Below are 18656 nucleotides of genomic sequence, written 5' to 3' on the forward strand. Positions count from 1 at the left end.
ACCTAGCACGGCTTGATTCAAAATATTTATAAAGGTCTTAATTTAAAGATCATCATAGAGAATTGAGTTTTCACAATGGGGTGTTAGGTTGTCAAGTGAAGAGTATTGCTCTATTTACGACATAAGGTTTCTCATGAACAGGAAGATAACGATAAGGCCAACACTAATGAAGACCCTGAAGACCGTTCTCGACCTGAAGAAAGTGACAGCCGACGTCGTCTCGCAGAGAACTAACAGGCCTAGGACCATCGAGTCCAAGTACCTGTCGGAGCTGAACAGGATGGGTATTGTGGCTAAGGTCAGGGAGGGGCGTAAAGTCGTCTACATCGAGGCGGTTACCGCGGTTAAAGAGGCTATAGCGAGGTATGGGCCGGACGTGAACGTAGAGCAACTAGCACACCAGATAAGCATGCCCGCCGACATAGTGAGGTTTATCGTCGAAAAAGTCAGAACAGGGAAGCTCTAGCTACAAGAGCCTTATTATGACCTGCCTCTCGCTCTTCTCTCTATCGCCTACAGAGTTGAAGAGTAGGACGAGCTTTATCTCCCTGAGCCTACCCCTCTCCCCGTTAACACCGTTCGCGAAAGCCTCGACAAGCCTACTTAGAACAGCCGTCCGCGAAGGGAGGCCGTTGGCCGTCAGGTACCTGTCAATAGCCGCTATCGCGCTCTCGTCTACTCTCAGCGATATCACCTTCTTCCTCTGCTTTATGTCCAGGGTTATAATGTTGTGATCGACAATGGACTTCTGCGGCTCGACAACAGTTATTGCCATCTTGTCCCCTCAGTAGTTGCAATCGCCAAGATGAGACGCCATAGTAATTAAGAATTTAGTCTGGAGCCATAGAGGTGTCTAGGACATGGGCTTAAATAGAACAGATAGAGACTTTAAGTAAGATCGGGTTTTCCATTACAAATTATTTTCACAGAAGCGTTTAAGAAGCCGTCCACAAATATTTATTGGTGAACCGGCCCTTGCCACACCCCCGCAGACACGGGGCGGGATGAGCAAGGGTGACTCCCCTGGGCACCCGACTCTCCTTATATAGGTTGCTGTAGGACTAGTCTACTACAGGAGTCACGGTTTGAGGAACATAGTCGACTCTATACGGGAGGTTCACCTCCAGGTCAAGGTCGTCGAACTCGGCGACGTGAGAGTCGTGGTGAAAGAGTACGGGCGGGAGCCTGGGATCCTGAAGTGGGCTTTCATAAAGGCATCGACAATACCCCTCCAGGTATACCCTTTCGAGGTCAAGCCCCTGAACAGGCTGGAGCGAGAGGTGAGGGCGTTCAAGGAGCTGAGAGGCTTCTCGACACCCAGGGTGATCCTTGTCGACTACAGGGACGCCCTGATCGCCAGGGAGTTCGTCGAGGGGACAAACGACGTAGAGGTAGTGAAGAAACAGCTGGATAGACTTGGGGAGGTGTTCAGCGAGACGCACAACTACGGCTACTCGCTAGGCGACACGAAGCTGGACAACCTCGTCTACAGCGAGAGGGGGGACGAGTGGTACGTCATAGACTGCGAGCAAGCGGTCAGCCCGGCGAGGCCCCAAGCGATGATATGGGACTTACTGGTGTTCCTTACCTCGTACCTATTCGCGACGCTGGAGAAGAACGTCTTTGCCCTGGCCGGCTTCAGGGAACAGATGTCGGTGTTCCTCCGCTCCTACCTGGAGAGGTCGGACAACCGCGTAGAGATCGCAAGCTCCGCCGGGACCTACCTCGTCAAGCTCGTGTCCTCACTAATGCTCCCCTACCCCTTGAGCAGGGCCTTCATAGAAGCTTTGAGGTCTAGCAGTACCTGAAAACCCCACCCTCGTAGGAGAAGCACTTCGAAGTCTCGCGGACATCCCCTTCTTTCAGCTCGTAGAGCCTGACTCGGATGACTTGGCCTAGGACTTCGACGTCAGCCATGCTGGGGGTCATGGAGGCGTCGCCTCCTCCCCAAACGCCCGTAAGAGAGCCGGGGTTTATGTGGAGGTACCTGCCGGTGCTGTCGACCTCCACGAAAGGAGAGTGGGTGTGACCGGAGAAGAGCACCGATACCTCCAGCCGCACCGCTATCTCAGTCAACTGCCTGATATCGCCTCTCGGGTACACCCGGTCGCCGTGGTGTACGCCCATCTTAAACGAGCCGGCTTCGAAGACGGCCGTCTTGGGGAGGGGTAGGTAGTCCATGTTGCCTCTTACGACGTAGACGCTCACCGATAGCCTCTTAACCCACTCGAGCACCTCCCTGCCCGTCAAGTCGCCGGTGAAGACTACTGTGTCCCAAGACCTTCGGTTTATGAGGTCGAGCAGCACGGGCGGGACTCGGCTTGCCCTATCGGGTATATGGGTGTCGCCTATGGCTAGGATCCTCAAGTAAAAAGCCTCCCCCTGCGTTTCGACCGCTGCGGGCCGGCCGCCTGCTACTTGTACGGTATCGCGATTATGTTCCTGGCAGAGGCCCCGAGCTCGATAGCAGACCCCACCGAGACGTCGATGTAGTTTGGCAAGTACGCCAAGAGCGTGACCTTGCCCACCTTCACTCTCGCCTCAAGCTTGTCTCCAACGAACATCTTGAAGTCCACGACACCCTTGAAGACAACGTCTGTCTCGCTCCTTGGGGAACCGACGACGATTACCTCAGGCCTTATCACCACGGCGACCCTACCTTTCAAGCCCTTCTCGACCGGTGTTGCTGGGATGTCCGCGTCGAGCTCTGCTACTCTCACCAGGACGTAGTCCCCTTTCTCCCCTACGACATCGCCCTCGAAGATGTTGCTCCTCCCCAGGAACTCGGCTACGAACAAGTTTCTGGGCCTGAAGTAGGCCTCGTCCGGTCGGCCGACCTGCATTATCCTACCGCTGTTCATTACTGCGATCCTGTCGCTCATACTCAACGCCTCCACCTGGTCGTGCGTCACGTAGACCGTGGTTATCTTCAAGCTCCTCTGTATCCTCTTCAGCTCCTCCCTCATCTCGATCCTGAGCTTTGCGTCCAGGTTGCTGAGCGGCTCGTCGAGGAGGAGGATCCTTGGACTCACCACTAACGCCCTGGCGAGGGCCACCCTCTGCTGCTGCCCTCCGCTCAACTGTAGCGGGTACCTCTTCTCCATCCCCTCGAGCCTTACGAGCTCCAGCGCCTGTTTAACCAGCTTCTTTATGTCGTCCTCGCTAAGGTTATACCTCTTCTTCTTGACTCTCAGGCCGTAGGCGACGTTGTCGAAGACGGTCATATGCGGCCACAACGCGTAGTTCTGGAACACCATAGCCGTCTCCCTCTCGTAGGGCTTCTTGAACGTGACGTCCTCGTCGTCGAAGAAGACCCTCCCGCTGTCGGGGACCTCGAAGCCCGCGATTATCCTGAGGGTCGTCGACTTACCACAGCCGCTGGGGCCCAGTATCGTAAAGAACTCGCCCCTGTCGATCTTTAGGGAGACGTGGTCTACCGCGACGACGCTCCCGAAGTACTTGCTTACATCTTCGAGCGTGACGCTGACAGGGTGGAGCTCCAGGCTCATCCTTACACCCCTATGAATGCATATCTCTGTTTGAACACCAAGATTATAATCATAACCGCTATCAACTGGATGAGGATGAGGAGGCTACCGATAGCGGCCGCCTCCTGTATCCCTGTCGCCGTGGCCTTCAAAGTGTACATGTACAGCCAGAAGGTCACCGGCGCCTGGTCCTGTTTCAACCCGCCCAGTGTAATGCTCGTTGTGACCTCTGTCGCCATGTAGACGAACCCGAGGAGAGCGCCGCTCAGGACATACGAGAGTATGAACGGGAAGACGACGCCGAATATCACTCTTGTCCTGCTAGCCCCCAAGTTCAACGCGGCCTCCTCCAAGTTCTTGTGCACCTGCTGGAACCCCGCGTAGACCGACCTCACAACGTAGGGGAGCCTCCTGACGCTGAACGATATTATTAGGACGAGCCAGAGCTGGAAGGCCCGTATGTCTAGGGGGTTGAGTATCGACAGTCCGGTGACCTCGGCTAGGTCTCTGAAGAAGAACCAGTACCCTAGCGCTATCACGAGGCCTGGTATAGCGATGGGCATCGTAGCCACGGAGTCGAGGAGGTTCGTCAACCACCTTATGTTGACCCTGCTCACGCTGTAGCCGACCATTATAGCGAGTATAACGCCTATCGCCACAGACGTAGCAGCGTACTTCAGCGTGTTGAGTATCCCGTTGAACACCTGGGGGTCTGCCACGATCATCCTGAACGACTCTAGGTAAGTGGCCGGGTTAGAGTAGAGGACGAACGTCCAGCCGAAGGGCTGGAGCACCTTCATCGCGAGCAATACCACGGAGATCTGCGGAAGCGAAGTGAATATGACCAGGGGGAACACTCCCAGGTAGATGGCGAGGCTCGCCAGGAGGCCCGGCTTCCTAGCCCTCGAGACGAGCCTACCGCCCCTGCTGATCATCGCATACGACCTCATACTCACGTAGTTCCTGATGGCGAGGAAGCCCATTATCGCGAAGAACAGCATGACAACCCCCACCGCGGCCGCGGTCGGCGATATGATCGCCTGCTCGGTGAGGAAGTTGCTGAAAATGTAGTAGCTCATCACTTTGTCGAACCTCCATATTATCGGAGCGCCCAGGTCCTCTAGGCTGAATATGTACACTAGTATGGCGCCAGCAGCAATGCCCGGGAGAGCCAGCGGCATCGTGACGTCCAGGAAGAGCCTCAGCCCCTTGGAGCCGAGGTTCTCGGCCTGCTCCTCCATGGAGGGGTCTATGTTTATCAGGCTAGCGTACGTGTTGAGGTAGACGATAGGGTAGAACGTTATAACCTGCGTTATGATGACACCCGCCATGCCGGAGATCATCACCTTGAACTTACCTCCCGTGAGGAGGTAGACCAACTGGGAGATCGGGCCCGAGTCGCTGAAGAGCAGCTTGATCGCATAGGCGTTAACGAAGGGTGTCACGAACAGCGGTATGATCGCGATGATCCTAAGCAGGTCTTTACCCGGGAAGTTGAACCTCGCTATCACGAAGGCGACGAGCACGCCTAGGACCGTCGCGAAAACGGTGACTATTGTTGCGATTATGAGGCTGTTCAAGACCGTTCCGTACCCGAAGTTCATGAAGTAGAAGTTGACCAGCGCCGTGCCCCCCATGGGGATGAGCTGGTAGGGCTGGGTATCGCCCGGGAGCAGGTAGGGCCTCACGAAGCCCTGGCTGGGGTCCCTGAATATCGATACAAAGTTTCCTAGCCAGCCCGCCTCCGACACGAAGGAGTACCTGAGCATGTATGCCAGCGGCAGTATCAGGAACACGGTGAGGTAGGCCACGCTGACCACTAGGAAAACCCAGATGATCGGGTCTAACTCGAAGAGGAGGGCCCTGAGCCTCCTCTCGAAGCCAGGTTTAGCGACCTCAGCTGACGAGGGCGCCTCTCTCTTAGCGAAGCCTATAACGGCCGAGACTGCTGTAGCGGCCAGGAACGGCAGGAGGACCAGCGCTACCGCTATTGGGGGGCCTTCCAGGTCTGTGAGCGCGATTACAAAGACGTAGATGAACGCCACGATCGCTGTGAAGCTGAGCGTGGAGCTGAACCTGACTCTATCGTAGTCGAAGCCCAACCTCAGAGACGCCAACCCCACCGCTATGCCTACCAGCCACAGTATCTCAGTGACAACGATGCTGACCCCTACGAGAGCGAACACTGTGTAGTATATGGCGGCAAGGACTACGCCTACTACGAACAAGTCACGCGTAGTAACCGTCGACACTTTAATCCCCCTTACTCTATATACACCTCTGTCTTGTAAGGTCTATTTAGAATAGGGAGGGGGGATTAAAAAGGTTAATTGGGTGTTCGAGATCACTTCCTGCGCATAAAGTAGACGACCAGTAGTATTACCAGTAGGGCGACAACGGCTATACTCACTACCGTAGCCACGTTGGACTGCGGGGCCTGGGCTGGCGTGGTCGCTGGCGGTGCTGTAGTGGTGGTCGCAGTAGTGCTCGTAGTGGGTATCTGCGTGGTCGTCGTATAGGTTGTTGCTTCCGTGGTCGTGGTAGTGGTTGCCGTGGTAGTCTGGGTAGTAATGCCCGACCACGGCGGTGGAGGTGGTGTCTGCCCTGCTAGTATGGCTTGTAGCTCCTGGTACACCCACTGATACTTGGTAGTTGCGCCGCTGGTCCACTCACTCATGAGCGTCTGGTAGACCTGCGTATTGTTGGCCAGGTAGCCGTTGATCTTCAGCGCGTAGTCGAGTGTGAATGTCGTGTACTGACCTGTCAACGGGTCTTTGAACGGGAAGAAGGAGACTAGGTCGTCGACCAGCTTGTTGAACTGGTCCTTGGTTATCTTCCCGTTGAGGTAGGCCTGGGCTATTGCCGCCCACGTCGACTGTAGTTGGTCGTGCGCGTTCACCAGCGTGGCCTTGAAGTAGTATATCACCGAGTAGACCCACATCGAGCTGAGAGTCTCGTTGAACTCTATAGAGCCGGCTTGGGCGGCAGCCTCGTAGGCCTTCTTCAAGTCGGGCCTCTGAGCGCCCTGGGGCGTGTCGAACACGCGTGGGTTGGCTGGGAGCCTGTTTATGTTCGGGTCGAGCCACACCTGCTGCCCGCCGTACTCGCTCAGAACCCACGCGACAAAGGCGGCAGCCTGCACCATGTGCGGCGCGTTCTTCACGATCGCTATCGGGTCGTAGTTCACAATGCTCTGGTTAGGCGGTATAATGTACTGGCAGTCCGGGTTCTGCTGCATCGCCGTGTAACCGTAGAAGTCGATCGTCGTGCCAGCAGCAATGTCCCCCCTGATCACCGCGTCCCTGACGTCGCTGGAGCCGCCGTAGATTATGGCGTTACCCGACATAGTGGTCAGCGCCCTCCAGCCCTTCTCCCATCCGTATACTTGTAGTATGATCTCGAACATCCTGGTATTGCTGGTGCTGGCAGTAGGGTCGGCTGTGCCTATGAGGGGCTTCGCGGGTAGGTACTTGGCGTAGACCGGGTTGCCGAGGTCGACCCATACCTGTGGAGCGGGGGCGTTGTACTGGGCGAGGGCCTTCCTGTTGATCGTGATACCGAACGAGCTCAGGCTGGCCCCTATCCAGTGGACAAACCCGTCGCTGCCGACTAAGTAGGACTGGGCGCCGGCGTAGGTGGGGGGTATCTTAGAGAGCTCGTAGAGGACGGCGTTGAACTCCGGGTGCGTCTTGTTGTCTAGCGGCTGGAGGAGGCCCTGCTGGTCTAGCCAGTTGAATAGTGTGGGGCCGCCGCCCCAAGCTACGTCGATCTCGCCGCTCTCTATGTATTTCGGCCACTGTGCGCTACCAACGTACAAGAATACCACGTCGCTTATGCCGAGGGCCTTGGCAACAGGGCTGTTGAGGAACGCCACCCTGGCAGCGCTCTGAATAGTCTGCTCGTGCCTCGTTAAAACGTAGAGAGTAACTCCTTCACCGTGGGGGAGGCTCTTCAAGTAGTTGAGCCACGGGAAGGGCTCGCTGGCGGAGCCCCACGGCCACTCGGCCTTCGCCGGGGGCGTGAAAACCATTAGCACTATTGTCAAGAACAGTAGGAGACCGGCGATCTTTATACTACGCAACTAGGTCACCCGGCCAGGTTAATAATGGGGTGGACGAGGCTAAAAAGCTTAAAAAAAGGGTTCGAAGCCTACTTCTTCCCTGGTCTCCTAGCTAGCAGCACTCCCTCGATTATTATGATCAGTACAAGGACTCCAGCTACAACTCCTGTGGTTGTCCAGTCCACTGTGGTCGTTGTCGAAGTGGTCGTGTAAGTGGTCGTGAAAGTCGTGGTAGACGTGACGGTCGTGGTAGCCGTGGTTGTGAAAGTCTCGGTAGAGGTCACGGTCGTGGTCACCCTAGACGTGACTATCGTGGCTAGCCAGGTGATGAAGTTCGTCACCCACCTAGGGCCGTCCAGTGGTATGCCGTAGTAGCTGGAGGCCCAAGCAGGCTCGTAGTCGCCGTATATCGACTCGCCGGACAACACTATTACGTTGTTCTTGTCGCTCCAGTACTCCGCCATGTAGCCCACGAACGTGTTCTCGTCTTTAGAGTACTTCACCGGGTCGTAGACCAGTGGCGCCCAGTTAGCGTAGTTTACGCCAATGTGAGCGTAGTGGAAGTAGACCAGCCTTATCAGGTCGGATGTGATGTCTGTGACCGGGTCGTGGTATTTCCCGCTGGAGTCAACCCATATGACGCAGGTGGGCCCGTGCATCAGTATCGGCTTGGATATACCGGCGGACAGTATCTGCGTGTACAGGTCCGGCCTGTTGTCCGGCTCCACGAAGGCCAGCATCCTGTAGTAGGCCTTCGCGATTACAGGCCAGTCGCTACCGCCGTAGGAGTAGGTCCCGTTGTAGTTGCTGTAGACAGCGCCCTGCTCCAGCCTGAGCTTAGACCCGATGGCCGCCATCAGGTTGTTGACTATCTGGATCGTCTGGTAGCCGTTGCCGTAGTCGCTGTCGCCGCCTACCCAGAGAGCCTTGTTGCCCTTGCTAAGCCAGTCTATGATCGCGTTGACCTCGTCGGCGCTGAAGGAGACCGTGGGCTGCCCTATCAGGAGGATGTCGACGTCGGCCAACTTGTCCGGCGTTAACGGGTCCTTGTTCGCTATCCACTTCACGAAGGTGATGTTACCCATGATGTAGTTCAGGTACTTGTCGCTCTCGCCGTGGGCCAGGTCGGCCATTACAGTGACGGTCCTCGTGGTCTGCGCGCTAGAGAGGGCTGGGGCTAGTACGGTTAGGGCGACGAAGAGGGAGAACACGATAGCCATTAGTAGGAGTGGTCTTTTGTTCAACCGTTACACCCCTCTTAAAAATAATAGAAGGGGGTCTAGATAAAAAATGTTTTCATGTATTCTGCCTTCTATTTTTTACCACGCAGTAGAAGGAGCGCTACCACCACTACTATGATCGCGGCGACCGCGACAAGAGTCAGCACGGTTACTGACGAGGGTGCCCCTGGGCCCGTCGCCTGAGTTGGTAGGGGAGTAGTAGTGGTGGTCGTGGTGGTTGTCGTCGTGGTCGTAGTAGTTGTGGTTGTTGTAGTAGTCGTAGTAGTCGTGGTGGTCGTAGTAGTGGTAATGGGCACGATGGGTGTAGTGGTGGGTGTCTGGCCCTGTGGGTAGAAGTATATCACGAACGCGGCATCGACCCTGTTACCAGCGTTGTCATAGCCAGTAACGTTCAAGTAGGCGATGGTTGGCTGCTCGCCGCTGGGTGATGGGAGTGTGAGCAGGTAAGTGTAGGTGTCGAAGCTGTAGGCGAGGGTGCCGGGGCTACTGAGGGTGGGCTGTATGGTGACAGTGTTGCCGTCGTACGTGTAGGTCACCGTTATGTTCTTCGGGCCCCAGCCCTTGTCTGTCAGGTCGAGGTAGACCATTAGCTGCCTGCCCAGGGTTGGCACCTTCGGGACTGTGAGCTTTACACTGACCTGGGGAGGCTCCTCGTCAACCATGTTAGCCAGAGCGAACTCGAGGCCTGAGCCGTACGGGAGACTTATGTTCAGGGCCACGAACAGCCTGTCTCCCACTAGCAACTTGTCGACAACCTGGACGCTCGCGCCGCCCGTCGCGTTCAGTAGCTTGAAGACCAAGTCCCCAGCCCACGGGAGGGACCAGACCACCACTCCGGACAATTTGAGGTAGCTGAGGTTGTTGTAGGCCTTCACAATGTAGGCGTGGGGTGTCTGCAGGAGTACAGCTGGCACGAAGGACTGGTTCTCGACTCCGTAGTTGTTCCTAGGCGGGTATATTCCGATGGGTAGCGAGTTCATGGCGAGGTTGGGCTTGTACTTCTTTGCCAGGTCGCCCGTTATATTACTGAAACCGATGAACGTAGGCGGCTTAGCCAAGAACTGGAGGTCTCCCGTCTTCGTGTCCAGCCCGTAGTAGTCTATGCCGTCGTAGATGGCTGAGCCCATAGCGCTGGTGGTTATTGTCAAGAAGTACGTCGTGGTGTTAGTCCGGGTACTGACGTACTTGACGAACAAGTCCCTGTGGACGTGGCCGGCGAGGACGTAGGTTATGTTATAGTCCTCTATGAGCCTGAGCGTGTAGAAGAAGCTCGTCATGTTTCCGCTCCAGTAGCTACTGACGGGCGTCCACGGCCCGCCGGACACGTAGGGTCCCAACGTCTGTTTGTCGTCGCTACTCGTTATCAGCTCCCCCTGGTAGTAGAACATCGGGTGGTGCATCAAGAGTATCTTGATGGGCACGTTCGAGAACTGCTTTAAGGTGCTCTCTAAGAAGACCAGCTGGTCCCAGTCCAAGTAGCCCGCTTCTCTCGTGTTAACCGCTACGATGAGCACCTTGCCGCCTATGACCCTATACCACTGGGTGTCGCCGAGGTACTTGTAGTACTGGTCGTTCGGCATGTCGTGATTGCCCGGGTTGCCGAATATCGGGAAGCTGTATAGGAAGGCGTACTCGAAGCCCACGGCCTGCTCGTACTGTGGGGCTGAGGCGGTGTCGGCTACGTCTCCTGTGTCTATGACTAGGTCGGGGGAGAACAGGCCCGTGACGAGGTAGCTCGAAAACCTGTTCATGTCGCCTGTTGTTATATTGGGCTGCCCGGCACCGTAGTGCTGGTCCGAGATGTGGACTATCCTGAGGACGTCGCCCAGAGTCTTGATGACCCACAGGCTTCTAGGCAGGTAGAGCGTCTGCCCACCCGTCAAAACGATGTCGTAGACGCCGCCCTCGGCCTCGTTCGGCACTTTTACAGACACGACGCCGCCACTTAATGTGGCTGCTATAGTGTAGTTGAACAGCTTTAGGGCGTTGCCCACGAGCTTCACGGTCCAGATGTATCCGCCCGTGATGCTTGCTCCCGCGTACTCGTCCTTCAGCTTGACGTAGACCGTGTCGCCGGGGAGCGCTACGGCCGGTTTGTTCATCGACACGTTTGCTGCCGGCGCGGTCCAGGGCTTGTAGACTACGCTGGGTAGTACCGGGGTCTCGCTCGCTAGAGCCGCCTGCGACGGCATGACTGTTAATGCTAATAATAGTGAGAGGACTATAGTCGTAAGAACGACTTTTTTGCCCATGAGGTTCACCGAAACGACATTTTTATACTCTCGTAGCCAAGTCAAATAAACTTAACGAGCGTGGGTAGGAGTTTGTCTAACAGGAAGAGGGGCTTCGCGCACGAGAGAGACCTCGCCAGGAGGCTCTGGGAGAGAGGGTTCGCCGTCATGAGGGCCCCGGCAAGCGGCTCGAAAGCCAAGAGGGTACTATACCCCGACGTGGTCGCTATCATGAACGGTCAAGTCTTCGCCTTCGAGGTCAAATCCACTAGGGCAGGGGAAAAGACTCTGTACATTCAAAGAGAGCAAGTCCAAAAACTCGTAGAGTTTGTCAGGAGGTCGGGAGGTTCCGCATTCATAGCGGTCAAGATCGTAGGGAGAGGAGAGTGGATGTTCGTACCCGTGAAGGAGCTGGTGGAGACGTCTGGGGGCAATTACAAGCTCTCACTCGGCAACCTGCGGGAGGGTAGCTTTCTGAGGATAGACAACCTGGTGGCCATGGCGCTAGGGGTGAGGCCTCTCCGAGAGTTCCTGAAGAGCTAGGGCTACTCGAGCTTGACTCTTATGTTCACCTTGTACTTCTCCATGAGCTTCCTAAGCTTCCTCATGGACTTTACGTACTTGTTGGCCGAGTCTCTGGGTATCGATATGACAACCCCGTCCTCTACCTCTTCGAGTCTAGCCCCGGGGAAGAGCCTCTCGAGCTGGGAGTACAGCCTGTGGCCTTCCTGCCTCCCGAACTTTAGCTTCTTGACGGGGACGACCACCGTCTGCTCGCCGAAGGTGTATATCTCGTACTCCAGCTCGTCGGTCATGAAGTCCCTGACCTCCACTACGGGCCTTGAGAGCTCCGCCTCCTTTAACCCTGTGGGCAACTTGACTGTCATCCTGACGTCGTAGACCTTCTCGACGAGCCCGTTCTTTATGAAGATCACTGTGTCGACCAGGGAGGGTATCATGCCTAGCTCGACTCTCCCAATGAACCTCTGGATAGCGTCTATGGGGCTGGTCGCGTGGACGACGCCTATCATCCCGATGCCCGCCAGCCGCAGGTCCGCGTACAGCTTGAAGTCCTCGTCGGTTCTCATCTCGTCGAAGACCGTGTAGTCCGGCCTGGAGAGGAGTAGTATGTCGTGTAGCTCTCTCGCGTCGGCGTACGTCTTGCTGTACTGGGTGACCTCCTCCGGCAGTACCATGTCCCTAGGGCTCTCGACTGTCTTCACGATCTTGCCCCTCCTGAAGTAGTACTCGGCAAGCGCCTGCGCGAAAGTCGTCTTCCCCATACCTGGCGCCCCCGCTATTAGTATGCCCTCGGCCCTCTCGTTAAGCCTGCTTATCAGCTTGGCCGGTAGGTTGTAGTCTTCGAGCCTAAGCTTCTTGAGCGGGCGCACTATGGTCAACTCCCACCCGTCGCTCATCGGCGGCCTCGTTACGACTACCCTGTACAGGCCGAGCTGTATTATGGAAGACCCCGGCCTGTCGATCTCTATGAAGCTGTCCTCCCTCCTCCTCGCCTCTTCGACGATCTCGTTGACAATCTGCTCTATCTCCCTCCTCGTCAAGACGCCGTCGGAGAGCCTGACGTAGCTCCAGTCGCCCGGCCTTCCCTTCTTGGCCACAGGCTGGGTGTTCTCCTTTATGTGGACGCTCATCGTGTTCTCGTCGAAGAACCTCTCGAAGGATAGGTGGACCCGGTTCTCGGGCTCGTATAAGAGGGCGTCGACACCCATAGCCTCAGCGACCATTTTCGCGACCCTGCTCCCTGTCACGACTATGCCCCCCACCTGCATGGCGTAGTCTCTCACAACCATGTTAAGGGCGCTCTCGTCGAGCTCCCTCGTCTTGTACACCGACTCGTCTCCCGTGTACTCCAGCCTTATGAGCCCCCTCGCGCTGAGCTCTCTTAGCCTCTTCAGCTCCTCCAGCCCCGCGTACCCTACTGCCTGGTCCCTCAGAGCGGCCTGCTCGAGGTAGGCAATTATCTCCTTCCTGACCACTACTCTACCCCTGAGCCGCCCCTCCCCTACTAGCTTAGAGACTATTCCCTGGACGATCGCCGTCAAGTCCGGCACAGCGACAGTCTCGCCGGCAAGCCTTATACCCACTACCTATCCACCATTACAGTGCTTGCTAATCGGAAAACAGGTTTTAAAGCTCGCCTAGTCAAGCTAGTATCGGTGATGTGCAGGTGAGGCCTGGGATAGCCGCGTTATTGCTGCTCCTGACGTTGACCACCGCCCTGGGAGTACACGCCGAGGGGGCGCAGCCCCTCCAGCAGGCCACTTCTAGACCTCTCCCGCAGAACCTACCCTACTACGTGCTGGTCGCGTGGGGAGACAATAGACCCTCGTATACCTCGGGCCCCTACTCGCTGGTGTACCCAACGGTCTTCGTGGAAATACTGAACGAGGTCAGCGGGATATACCCCCAGGCGGTGATCGGTGGAGGCGACTTCGTGTCATTCGGTACTCTCGACCAGTACAAGGCGTTCTACAACCTGTTGTCGCAGGCTAGAATCGACAACTTCATACCGGTCATTGGCAACCACGACGTGGCCTACGGCCCCGACTCCTGGAGCTACTACGCGGCGTACGTGGGGAACACGACCGTCGTCTTCGACGACATACCCGGGTGGAGGATCGCCTCGCTCAACGTTGAGGGGTCTCTCAACGACCTCTATTACGGGCTCAACGCTACGCTGAGCGGTCTTGGCAACAGGTCGCTAATCCTAGCCTACCACAGGCCTATCTACCCCTACGTTGGCCACAACATGCAGGACGAGGAGCCAGACAAGGCCGGTGCGATACTGAACTTCGTATCCTCCCTCCCCGCACCGCCGAGAATAGTCCTGCAGAGCCACTGGCACGGCTACGCCGAGAACACGACGCCCAGCTCACTCTGGCTCGTCACGGGTGGTGGGGGTGCGCCGCTCTACAGCTGCTCGTCGGCCAACGCTACATTTTGCTCGTCGACCTACAACTACGTCGTCCTAGTACTCTACCCGACCGGGGAGTACAGCTACATACCGCTGAAGGCGGGGCCAGGCTCGGGCAACGTTACAGTTAGAGTAGCCGACTCGACCAGCTTCATTGTGAACAACACCAAGCTGGACGTCTACGGGAACTACAGAGAAGTGCCTGTCAGGCTGGTCTGGACAGCCGGTAGCACAGTCCTCTACCTCGTCGGCTTCGCTCCAGCCAACTCGTTGTCCTACGCCGCGTACGACGAGTCGAGCAAGGCGATCAGGACGAACCTGACCAACGCCTACGTCTACGTGCAGAGCCTCGACAGGCCCTACGAGGCGACCGTGGTCGAGGTCAGAGCAGGGGTAGCAGACCTCTCCGCCTTAAACCTGTCGGGTGTTACCGCGGTCTCGCCACCCCTGGTTGTACAGCCCACGCAGACCACGACTACTGTGAGAACGACTACAACCACGTGGACCACCACGACCACTACGACATCCACAACTACTACAACAACCACTACTACGGCCACGACTACTACCACGGTGACAACGTCTCCGACCGCTACCGTTACTACGACAACCACGACCACGGCGACGCAAGTATCGACAGGGTCTCCCGAGGAGACTGTGACCCGGGGCGTTGTGACGGCGGTTGTAGTCCTACTGTTCGTGCTCGCCCTGACCTACCTGTACCTTAGGAGGGCCAGGGCTAGAAAATGAATTTTTTACCGGCCCTCTCCAGGAACTTGTCCACTATGTCCTTGAAAGTAGGGCCCTCTACCACGCGTACCCTGAAGGACACGTGTAGAGCCGGCTTGTTCAGCCTTATAAGCTTGGTGAGGTCGCTGGGTGTGGCGAGCAAGACGGCGTCCGCCGGTACCGAGTTCAAGGTCTCCTCTAGGTCCCTCAACTGATCAGGGTTGTACCCCATACTGGGTACTACGGGCCCTATACCCCTGAACTCCTCGTACACCGCCTTCAGGGAGCCCCTCGCGTAGGGGCGTGGGTCGACGACCTCGAGCCCGTACTTCTTAGCCGCCACGTAGCCGGCGCCGTAGCCGGCACCACCGTGCGTCACGGTGGGGGCGTCCTCGACAACGACGACTCTTCTAACCCCCTTCGGCTCGCCCTCCTCTATGTGCACGTCGCTGACGGCTACGCTCACCTCGGCCCTCGGGTTCAAGGCCTTGATTCTCTCCACGAGGCTGTCCAGCACCTGCCTTGTCGCCTGGTCGGCCTTGTTAATGACCACGTTGTCGCAGGCAAGGAGGTTCACCATGCCCGGGAAAGCCGACGTCTCAATACCCGGCCTCATAGCGTCGGCCACTGTGATGTACAGGTCTGGCTTGTAGAACGGGAAGTCGTTGTTGCCCCCGTCCCACAGGATGACGTCGCTGCTCTTCTCGACCTCTCTCAGGATCATGCCGTAGTCTACTCCGGCGTAGACTGTGAACCCCAGTTTCAGGTAGTGCTCGTACTCCTCCCTCTCCTCCACGGTGATCAAGTACTTGCCGAGGTCGTCGAACGTCCCGAACTTCTGAACGGGATAGAAGACCTCGCTGTACGGCATAGGGTGCCTAACAATACCCACCCTTAAACCCCTGGACTTGAGCTCTAACGCGACCTCGCGGGAGACACTGCTCTTCCCTACACCCGTCTTCACACCCGTCACAGCTATAACGGGCTTAATGCTCTCCAGCATCGTGTCTTTGAAACCGAGAATCCTGAAGCTGGCACCAGTCTTAAGGACTCTGGAGACTACCTCGCCGAGCTCTTGGAACGTCAGGTCGCTGTAGGATAAAACCGCCTCTTCGAAGCCGGGGTTCTTGGCGAGCTCCTCTATGTACCCTACCCCGAGAACTGGTATCCCGTTCGGGTACAGCCTGCCGGCGAGCTCTGGAGGGTAGACCCTCGTCTTCAGCCCCTTTATCTGTGTCTGGAGGAACGCCACTACGCGGTACTCTGGGTTGTCCCTGAAGTACACGTTGAAGTTGTGGAAGTCCCTACCAGACGCGCCTATAATCACGACTCTCTTAGGCATATATACACCATGTAGAAGAATAGAGGGTATGAATAAAAAACTTTAGTTTGCCTATAGTGGTTAGAGGTTCGTCTTCTTCAGGATGGCGTCGAGCTTCTCGAGCATGATCTTTCTCTCGATGCTGGCGACGAGCCTCCTGGTCGATACGACTGCGTCGGGGTTGACGCTTATGCTGTCGATACCCAGCCTCACCAGGTACTCCGTGAACTCCGGGTACACGCTGGGGGCCTGCCCGCAGATGCTGACGGTGGCACCCTTGCTGTGCGCCTTCTCGATCAGCATCCTTATGGCCTCGAGAACCGCCGGGTCTCTCTCGTCGAAGTAGCCCATCTCGGCGAGTATCTGGCTGTCCCTGTCGGCGCCCAGGACTAGCTGTGTCAGGTCGTTGCTACCGATGCTGAAGCCGTCCACGTACTCGGCGAACTTGTCCGCGAGTATCGCCACACTAGGCACTTCCGCCATGGCCCAGACCTTGAAGTCCTTGCTCCTCTTGAGACCCTCCTCTTCGAGTATCTTGACGACCCTCTGTACCTCCCACAGCGTCCTGACGAACGGGAACATGACCCAGACGTTCGTGAGCCCCATCTCTTCTCTAGCTTTCCTGATAGCCCTGACCTCCAGCCTGAAGCCGGCCTCGTACTTCGGGTGGATGTACCTGCTGACGCCTCTCCAGCCGATCATCGGGTTCCTCTCGTCCGGCTCGAACTTCTCGCCTCCCTTCAAGCCCCTGAACTCGTTCGTCCTGAAGTCGCTGAACCTGACGACCACCGGCCTCGGGTATATCGCCTGTGCTACCTTGGCGATACCGGCGGCCAGCTTGTTGATGAAGAAGTCCTCCTGCTTCGTCTCTATTAGGTACATTGGGTGGTAGCCTATCCAGTCCGTGAAGATGAACTCTATCCTCATCAGCCCTATGCCGTCGAACGGTAGGTCCTTGTACTTGTCGATCGCATCGGGCTCTCCCAAGTTCATGTATATCTTCGTGGCCGTTACCGGGTAGAGTGGCAGGAGCTGCTCCGGGCTTATGCCCACGGCTGCGACAACTGCGCCGGCCACCGCCTGCTCTGGCGCGGCCTTGGGCTTGACCAGCTCCTCTATTATGCCCTCGTATATGACGCCTCTAGCGCCGTCGACTGTTACCTCCTGACCGGACTGGATCGCCTTGGTAGCGTTACCAGTGCCGACCACCGCCGGGATGCCTAGCTCCCTGCTTACGATAGCGGCGTGACTTGTCATACCACCCTCGTCGGTCACGATGGCGGCGGCCTTCTTCATAAGCGGTACCCAGTCGGGGTCGGTCATCCTGGTGACGAGGATGTCGCCCTGCTTGAACTCCATGGCCTCCTTGCTCTTCGGGTCGAATATCACCTTAGCCACGCCTGCGCCGACGCCGGGGCTCGCCGGCAGCCCCTTCGCAAGTATCTTGGCCTCGGCCAGCTTCACCGTCTTCTTGGCCTCCACCGCGCCCACCTTCTTCTCGGCCTCCTTGGCCTTCTTGACGCTCCACACAGTCTCGGGCCTCGCCTGGACTATGAACACGCTCTCGGGGAACTTCAAGTCCATGTCGACTGCCCACTCTATGTCCATGTGCCTGCCGTAGTGCTTCTGTATGAGTAGCCCCAGCTCGGCCAGCCTCTTGACCTCCTCCTCTGTGAGAGCGCTCTTGTCTGGCTGGGCCGCCTTGGCTAGCGGGACTTCGACAACGCTACCCTCGTGAACCCAGGCCTTCTTGCCCTCGTCCCACCTTATGTCGATGTTCTTGCCCTTGCTAGGGTCGAAGGTGATCGCGAAGTTCTTGTTGTTGATCTTGGACTCTACGATCTTGAGCGAGCCCTTGTCGACCACGAACTCGTCGGGGGTGACTTTGCCTCCGACCACCGACTCGCCCAGGCCCCAGCTTCCCTCGATCACGATGACGTTCTCGTCGCCTGTCACGGGGTGTAGAGTGAACATGACTCCAGCAGACCTGCTGTTTACCATCTTCTGGACAGTGACGCTCATCAGCGCCTTCTCGTGGGGTATACCCTGGGCTACACGGTAGAAGGTGGCCCTAGCCGTGAATAGGCTGGCCCAGCACCTCTTCACGTAGTAGACCACGTTGTCCTCGCCGTACACGTTCAGGTAGGTGTCCTGCTGGCCCGCAAAGCTGGCCTCGGGCATGTCCTCTGCCGTAGCGCTGCTCCTCACAGCGACCCTAAGCCTGGACGGCTCCATGTTGAGCCTCTTGGCTAGCTCCCTGTAGTACTTCTTTATCTCCTCCTCAACCTCCGGCGGCATGGGCTGCTCTAGGATCATCTGCCTTATCTTGGCGGTCGTCTCCTCCAGCTCCTTCGTGTTGTTGACGTCGAGCTTGTTCAACATCGAGTAGATCTTCTCGGCTAGGCCCGTCTTGTCGAGGAAGTACTTGAAGGCGTACGATGTGACGGCGAAGCCGGGCGGCACTGGTATGCCCGCAGCGATCATCTCGCCCAAGTTAGCGTTCTTGCCTCCCACCAACAGAGTGTCTTCTTTCCGTACTTCATCTAACCAGACAACGAACCTCTGTTCTTTTGGCTGACTCATAGACTCCACCGGTTAGAGCGGCTCTAGTCTGTGATACGCAAAGTAGGGTTTTAATAGTTTACTTTATC

The 18656-nt window shown here is 57.0% G+C and carries 14 protein-coding genes; 4 read left to right on the forward strand and 10 right to left on the reverse strand.

The features are described 5' to 3' along the window. Positions 1-88 precede the first annotated feature (88 nt). Positions 89-466 carry a transcriptional regulator gene (locus WLZ34_RS00095; RefSeq protein WP_428726421.1) on the forward strand — a complete coding sequence of 126 codons (378 nt, stop codon included), beginning with the start codon at positions 89-91 and terminating at the stop codon, positions 464-466. Here the strand turns inward: WLZ34_RS00095 and WLZ34_RS00100 are convergent, their stop codons facing one another. Further along, positions 467-775 carry a hypothetical protein gene (locus WLZ34_RS00100; protein ID WP_434731372.1) on the reverse strand — a complete coding sequence of 103 codons (309 nt, stop codon included), beginning with the start codon at positions 773-775 and terminating at the stop codon, positions 467-469. Between the two features lie 310 nt (positions 776-1085). On the opposite strand from WLZ34_RS00100, the gene WLZ34_RS00105 reads away from it, so the two are divergent. After that, positions 1086-1808, forward strand: a complete 723-nt coding sequence (locus WLZ34_RS00105) for a hypothetical protein (protein ID WP_434731373.1) — start codon at positions 1086-1088, stop codon at positions 1806-1808. Here WLZ34_RS00105 and WLZ34_RS00110 read toward each other — a convergent pair. The 6 genes from WLZ34_RS00110 to WLZ34_RS00135 form a co-directional block, all read right to left on the reverse strand. After that, positions 1795-2367, reverse strand: a complete 573-nt coding sequence (locus WLZ34_RS00110; RefSeq protein WP_434731374.1) for a YfcE family phosphodiesterase — start codon at positions 2365-2367, stop codon at positions 1795-1797. The two genes, WLZ34_RS00105 and WLZ34_RS00110, sit on opposite strands and share 14 nt — an antisense overlap. A 47-nt stretch (positions 2368-2414) precedes the next feature. Beyond that, positions 2415-3509, reverse strand: a complete 1095-nt coding sequence (locus WLZ34_RS00115; protein WP_434731375.1) for an ABC transporter ATP-binding protein — start codon at positions 3507-3509, stop codon at positions 2415-2417. Between the two features lie 2 nt (positions 3510-3511). Beyond that, the gene (locus WLZ34_RS00120) at positions 3512-5740 is read right to left on the reverse strand and encodes an ABC transporter permease (protein ID WP_434731376.1); all 2229 of its coding nucleotides are present in this window, start codon (positions 5738-5740) and stop codon (positions 3512-3514) included. Positions 5741-5832: 92 nt separating this feature from the next. After that, positions 5833-7569, reverse strand: a complete 1737-nt coding sequence (locus WLZ34_RS00125; protein ID WP_434731377.1) for an ABC transporter substrate-binding protein — start codon at positions 7567-7569, stop codon at positions 5833-5835. Positions 7570-7637: 68 nt separating this feature from the next. Then, on the reverse strand, positions 7638-8792 hold the full coding sequence (locus WLZ34_RS00130) for a hypothetical protein (protein WP_434731378.1): 1155 nt from the start codon (positions 8790-8792) through the stop codon (positions 7638-7640). A gap of 68 nt (positions 8793-8860) precedes the next feature. Further along, positions 8861-11041 (reverse strand): metallophosphoesterase family protein, encoded by a 2181-nt coding sequence (locus WLZ34_RS00135; protein ID WP_434731379.1) that lies wholly within the window; start codon positions 11039-11041, stop codon positions 8861-8863. Between the two features lie 60 nt (positions 11042-11101). Between WLZ34_RS00135 and hjc the strand changes: the two genes are divergently transcribed. Then, a complete protein-coding gene (gene hjc, locus WLZ34_RS00140) occupies positions 11102-11563 on the forward strand; it encodes a Holliday junction resolvase Hjc (protein ID WP_434731380.1) in 462 nt (153 codons plus the stop codon). Positions 11564-11565: 2 nt separating this feature from the next. On the opposite strand, the gene WLZ34_RS00145 is transcribed toward hjc, so the two are convergent. Then, entirely contained in the window at positions 11566-13125 is a 1560-nt protein-coding gene (locus tag WLZ34_RS00145) for a PINc/VapC family ATPase (protein WP_434731381.1), read from the reverse strand. A 77-nt stretch (positions 13126-13202) separates the two neighbouring features. Here WLZ34_RS00145 and WLZ34_RS00150 point away from each other — a divergent pair, with 77 nt between their 5' ends. Beyond that, a complete protein-coding gene (locus WLZ34_RS00150; RefSeq protein WP_434731382.1) occupies positions 13203-14705 on the forward strand; it encodes a metallophosphoesterase family protein in 1503 nt (500 codons plus the stop codon). On the opposite strand, the gene WLZ34_RS00155 is transcribed toward WLZ34_RS00150, so the two are convergent. Both WLZ34_RS00155 and ppsA read right to left on the reverse strand, forming a co-directional pair. Continuing rightward, positions 14695-16026, reverse strand: a complete 1332-nt coding sequence (locus tag WLZ34_RS00155; RefSeq protein WP_434731383.1) for a GTPase — start codon at positions 16024-16026, stop codon at positions 14695-14697. The genes WLZ34_RS00150 and WLZ34_RS00155 overlap by 11 nt on opposite strands. Before the next feature lie 60 nt (positions 16027-16086). Then, complete coding sequence (ppsA, locus tag WLZ34_RS00160) at positions 16087-18588, reverse strand: phosphoenolpyruvate synthase (protein WP_434731384.1); 2502 nt, start codon at positions 18586-18588, stop codon at positions 16087-16089. Positions 18589-18656: the final 68 nt, after the last annotated feature.

Source organism: Thermogladius sp. KZ2Tp1, assembly GCF_051131135.1.
Lineage (GTDB): Archaea > Thermoproteota > Thermoprotei_A > Sulfolobales > Desulfurococcaceae > Thermogladius.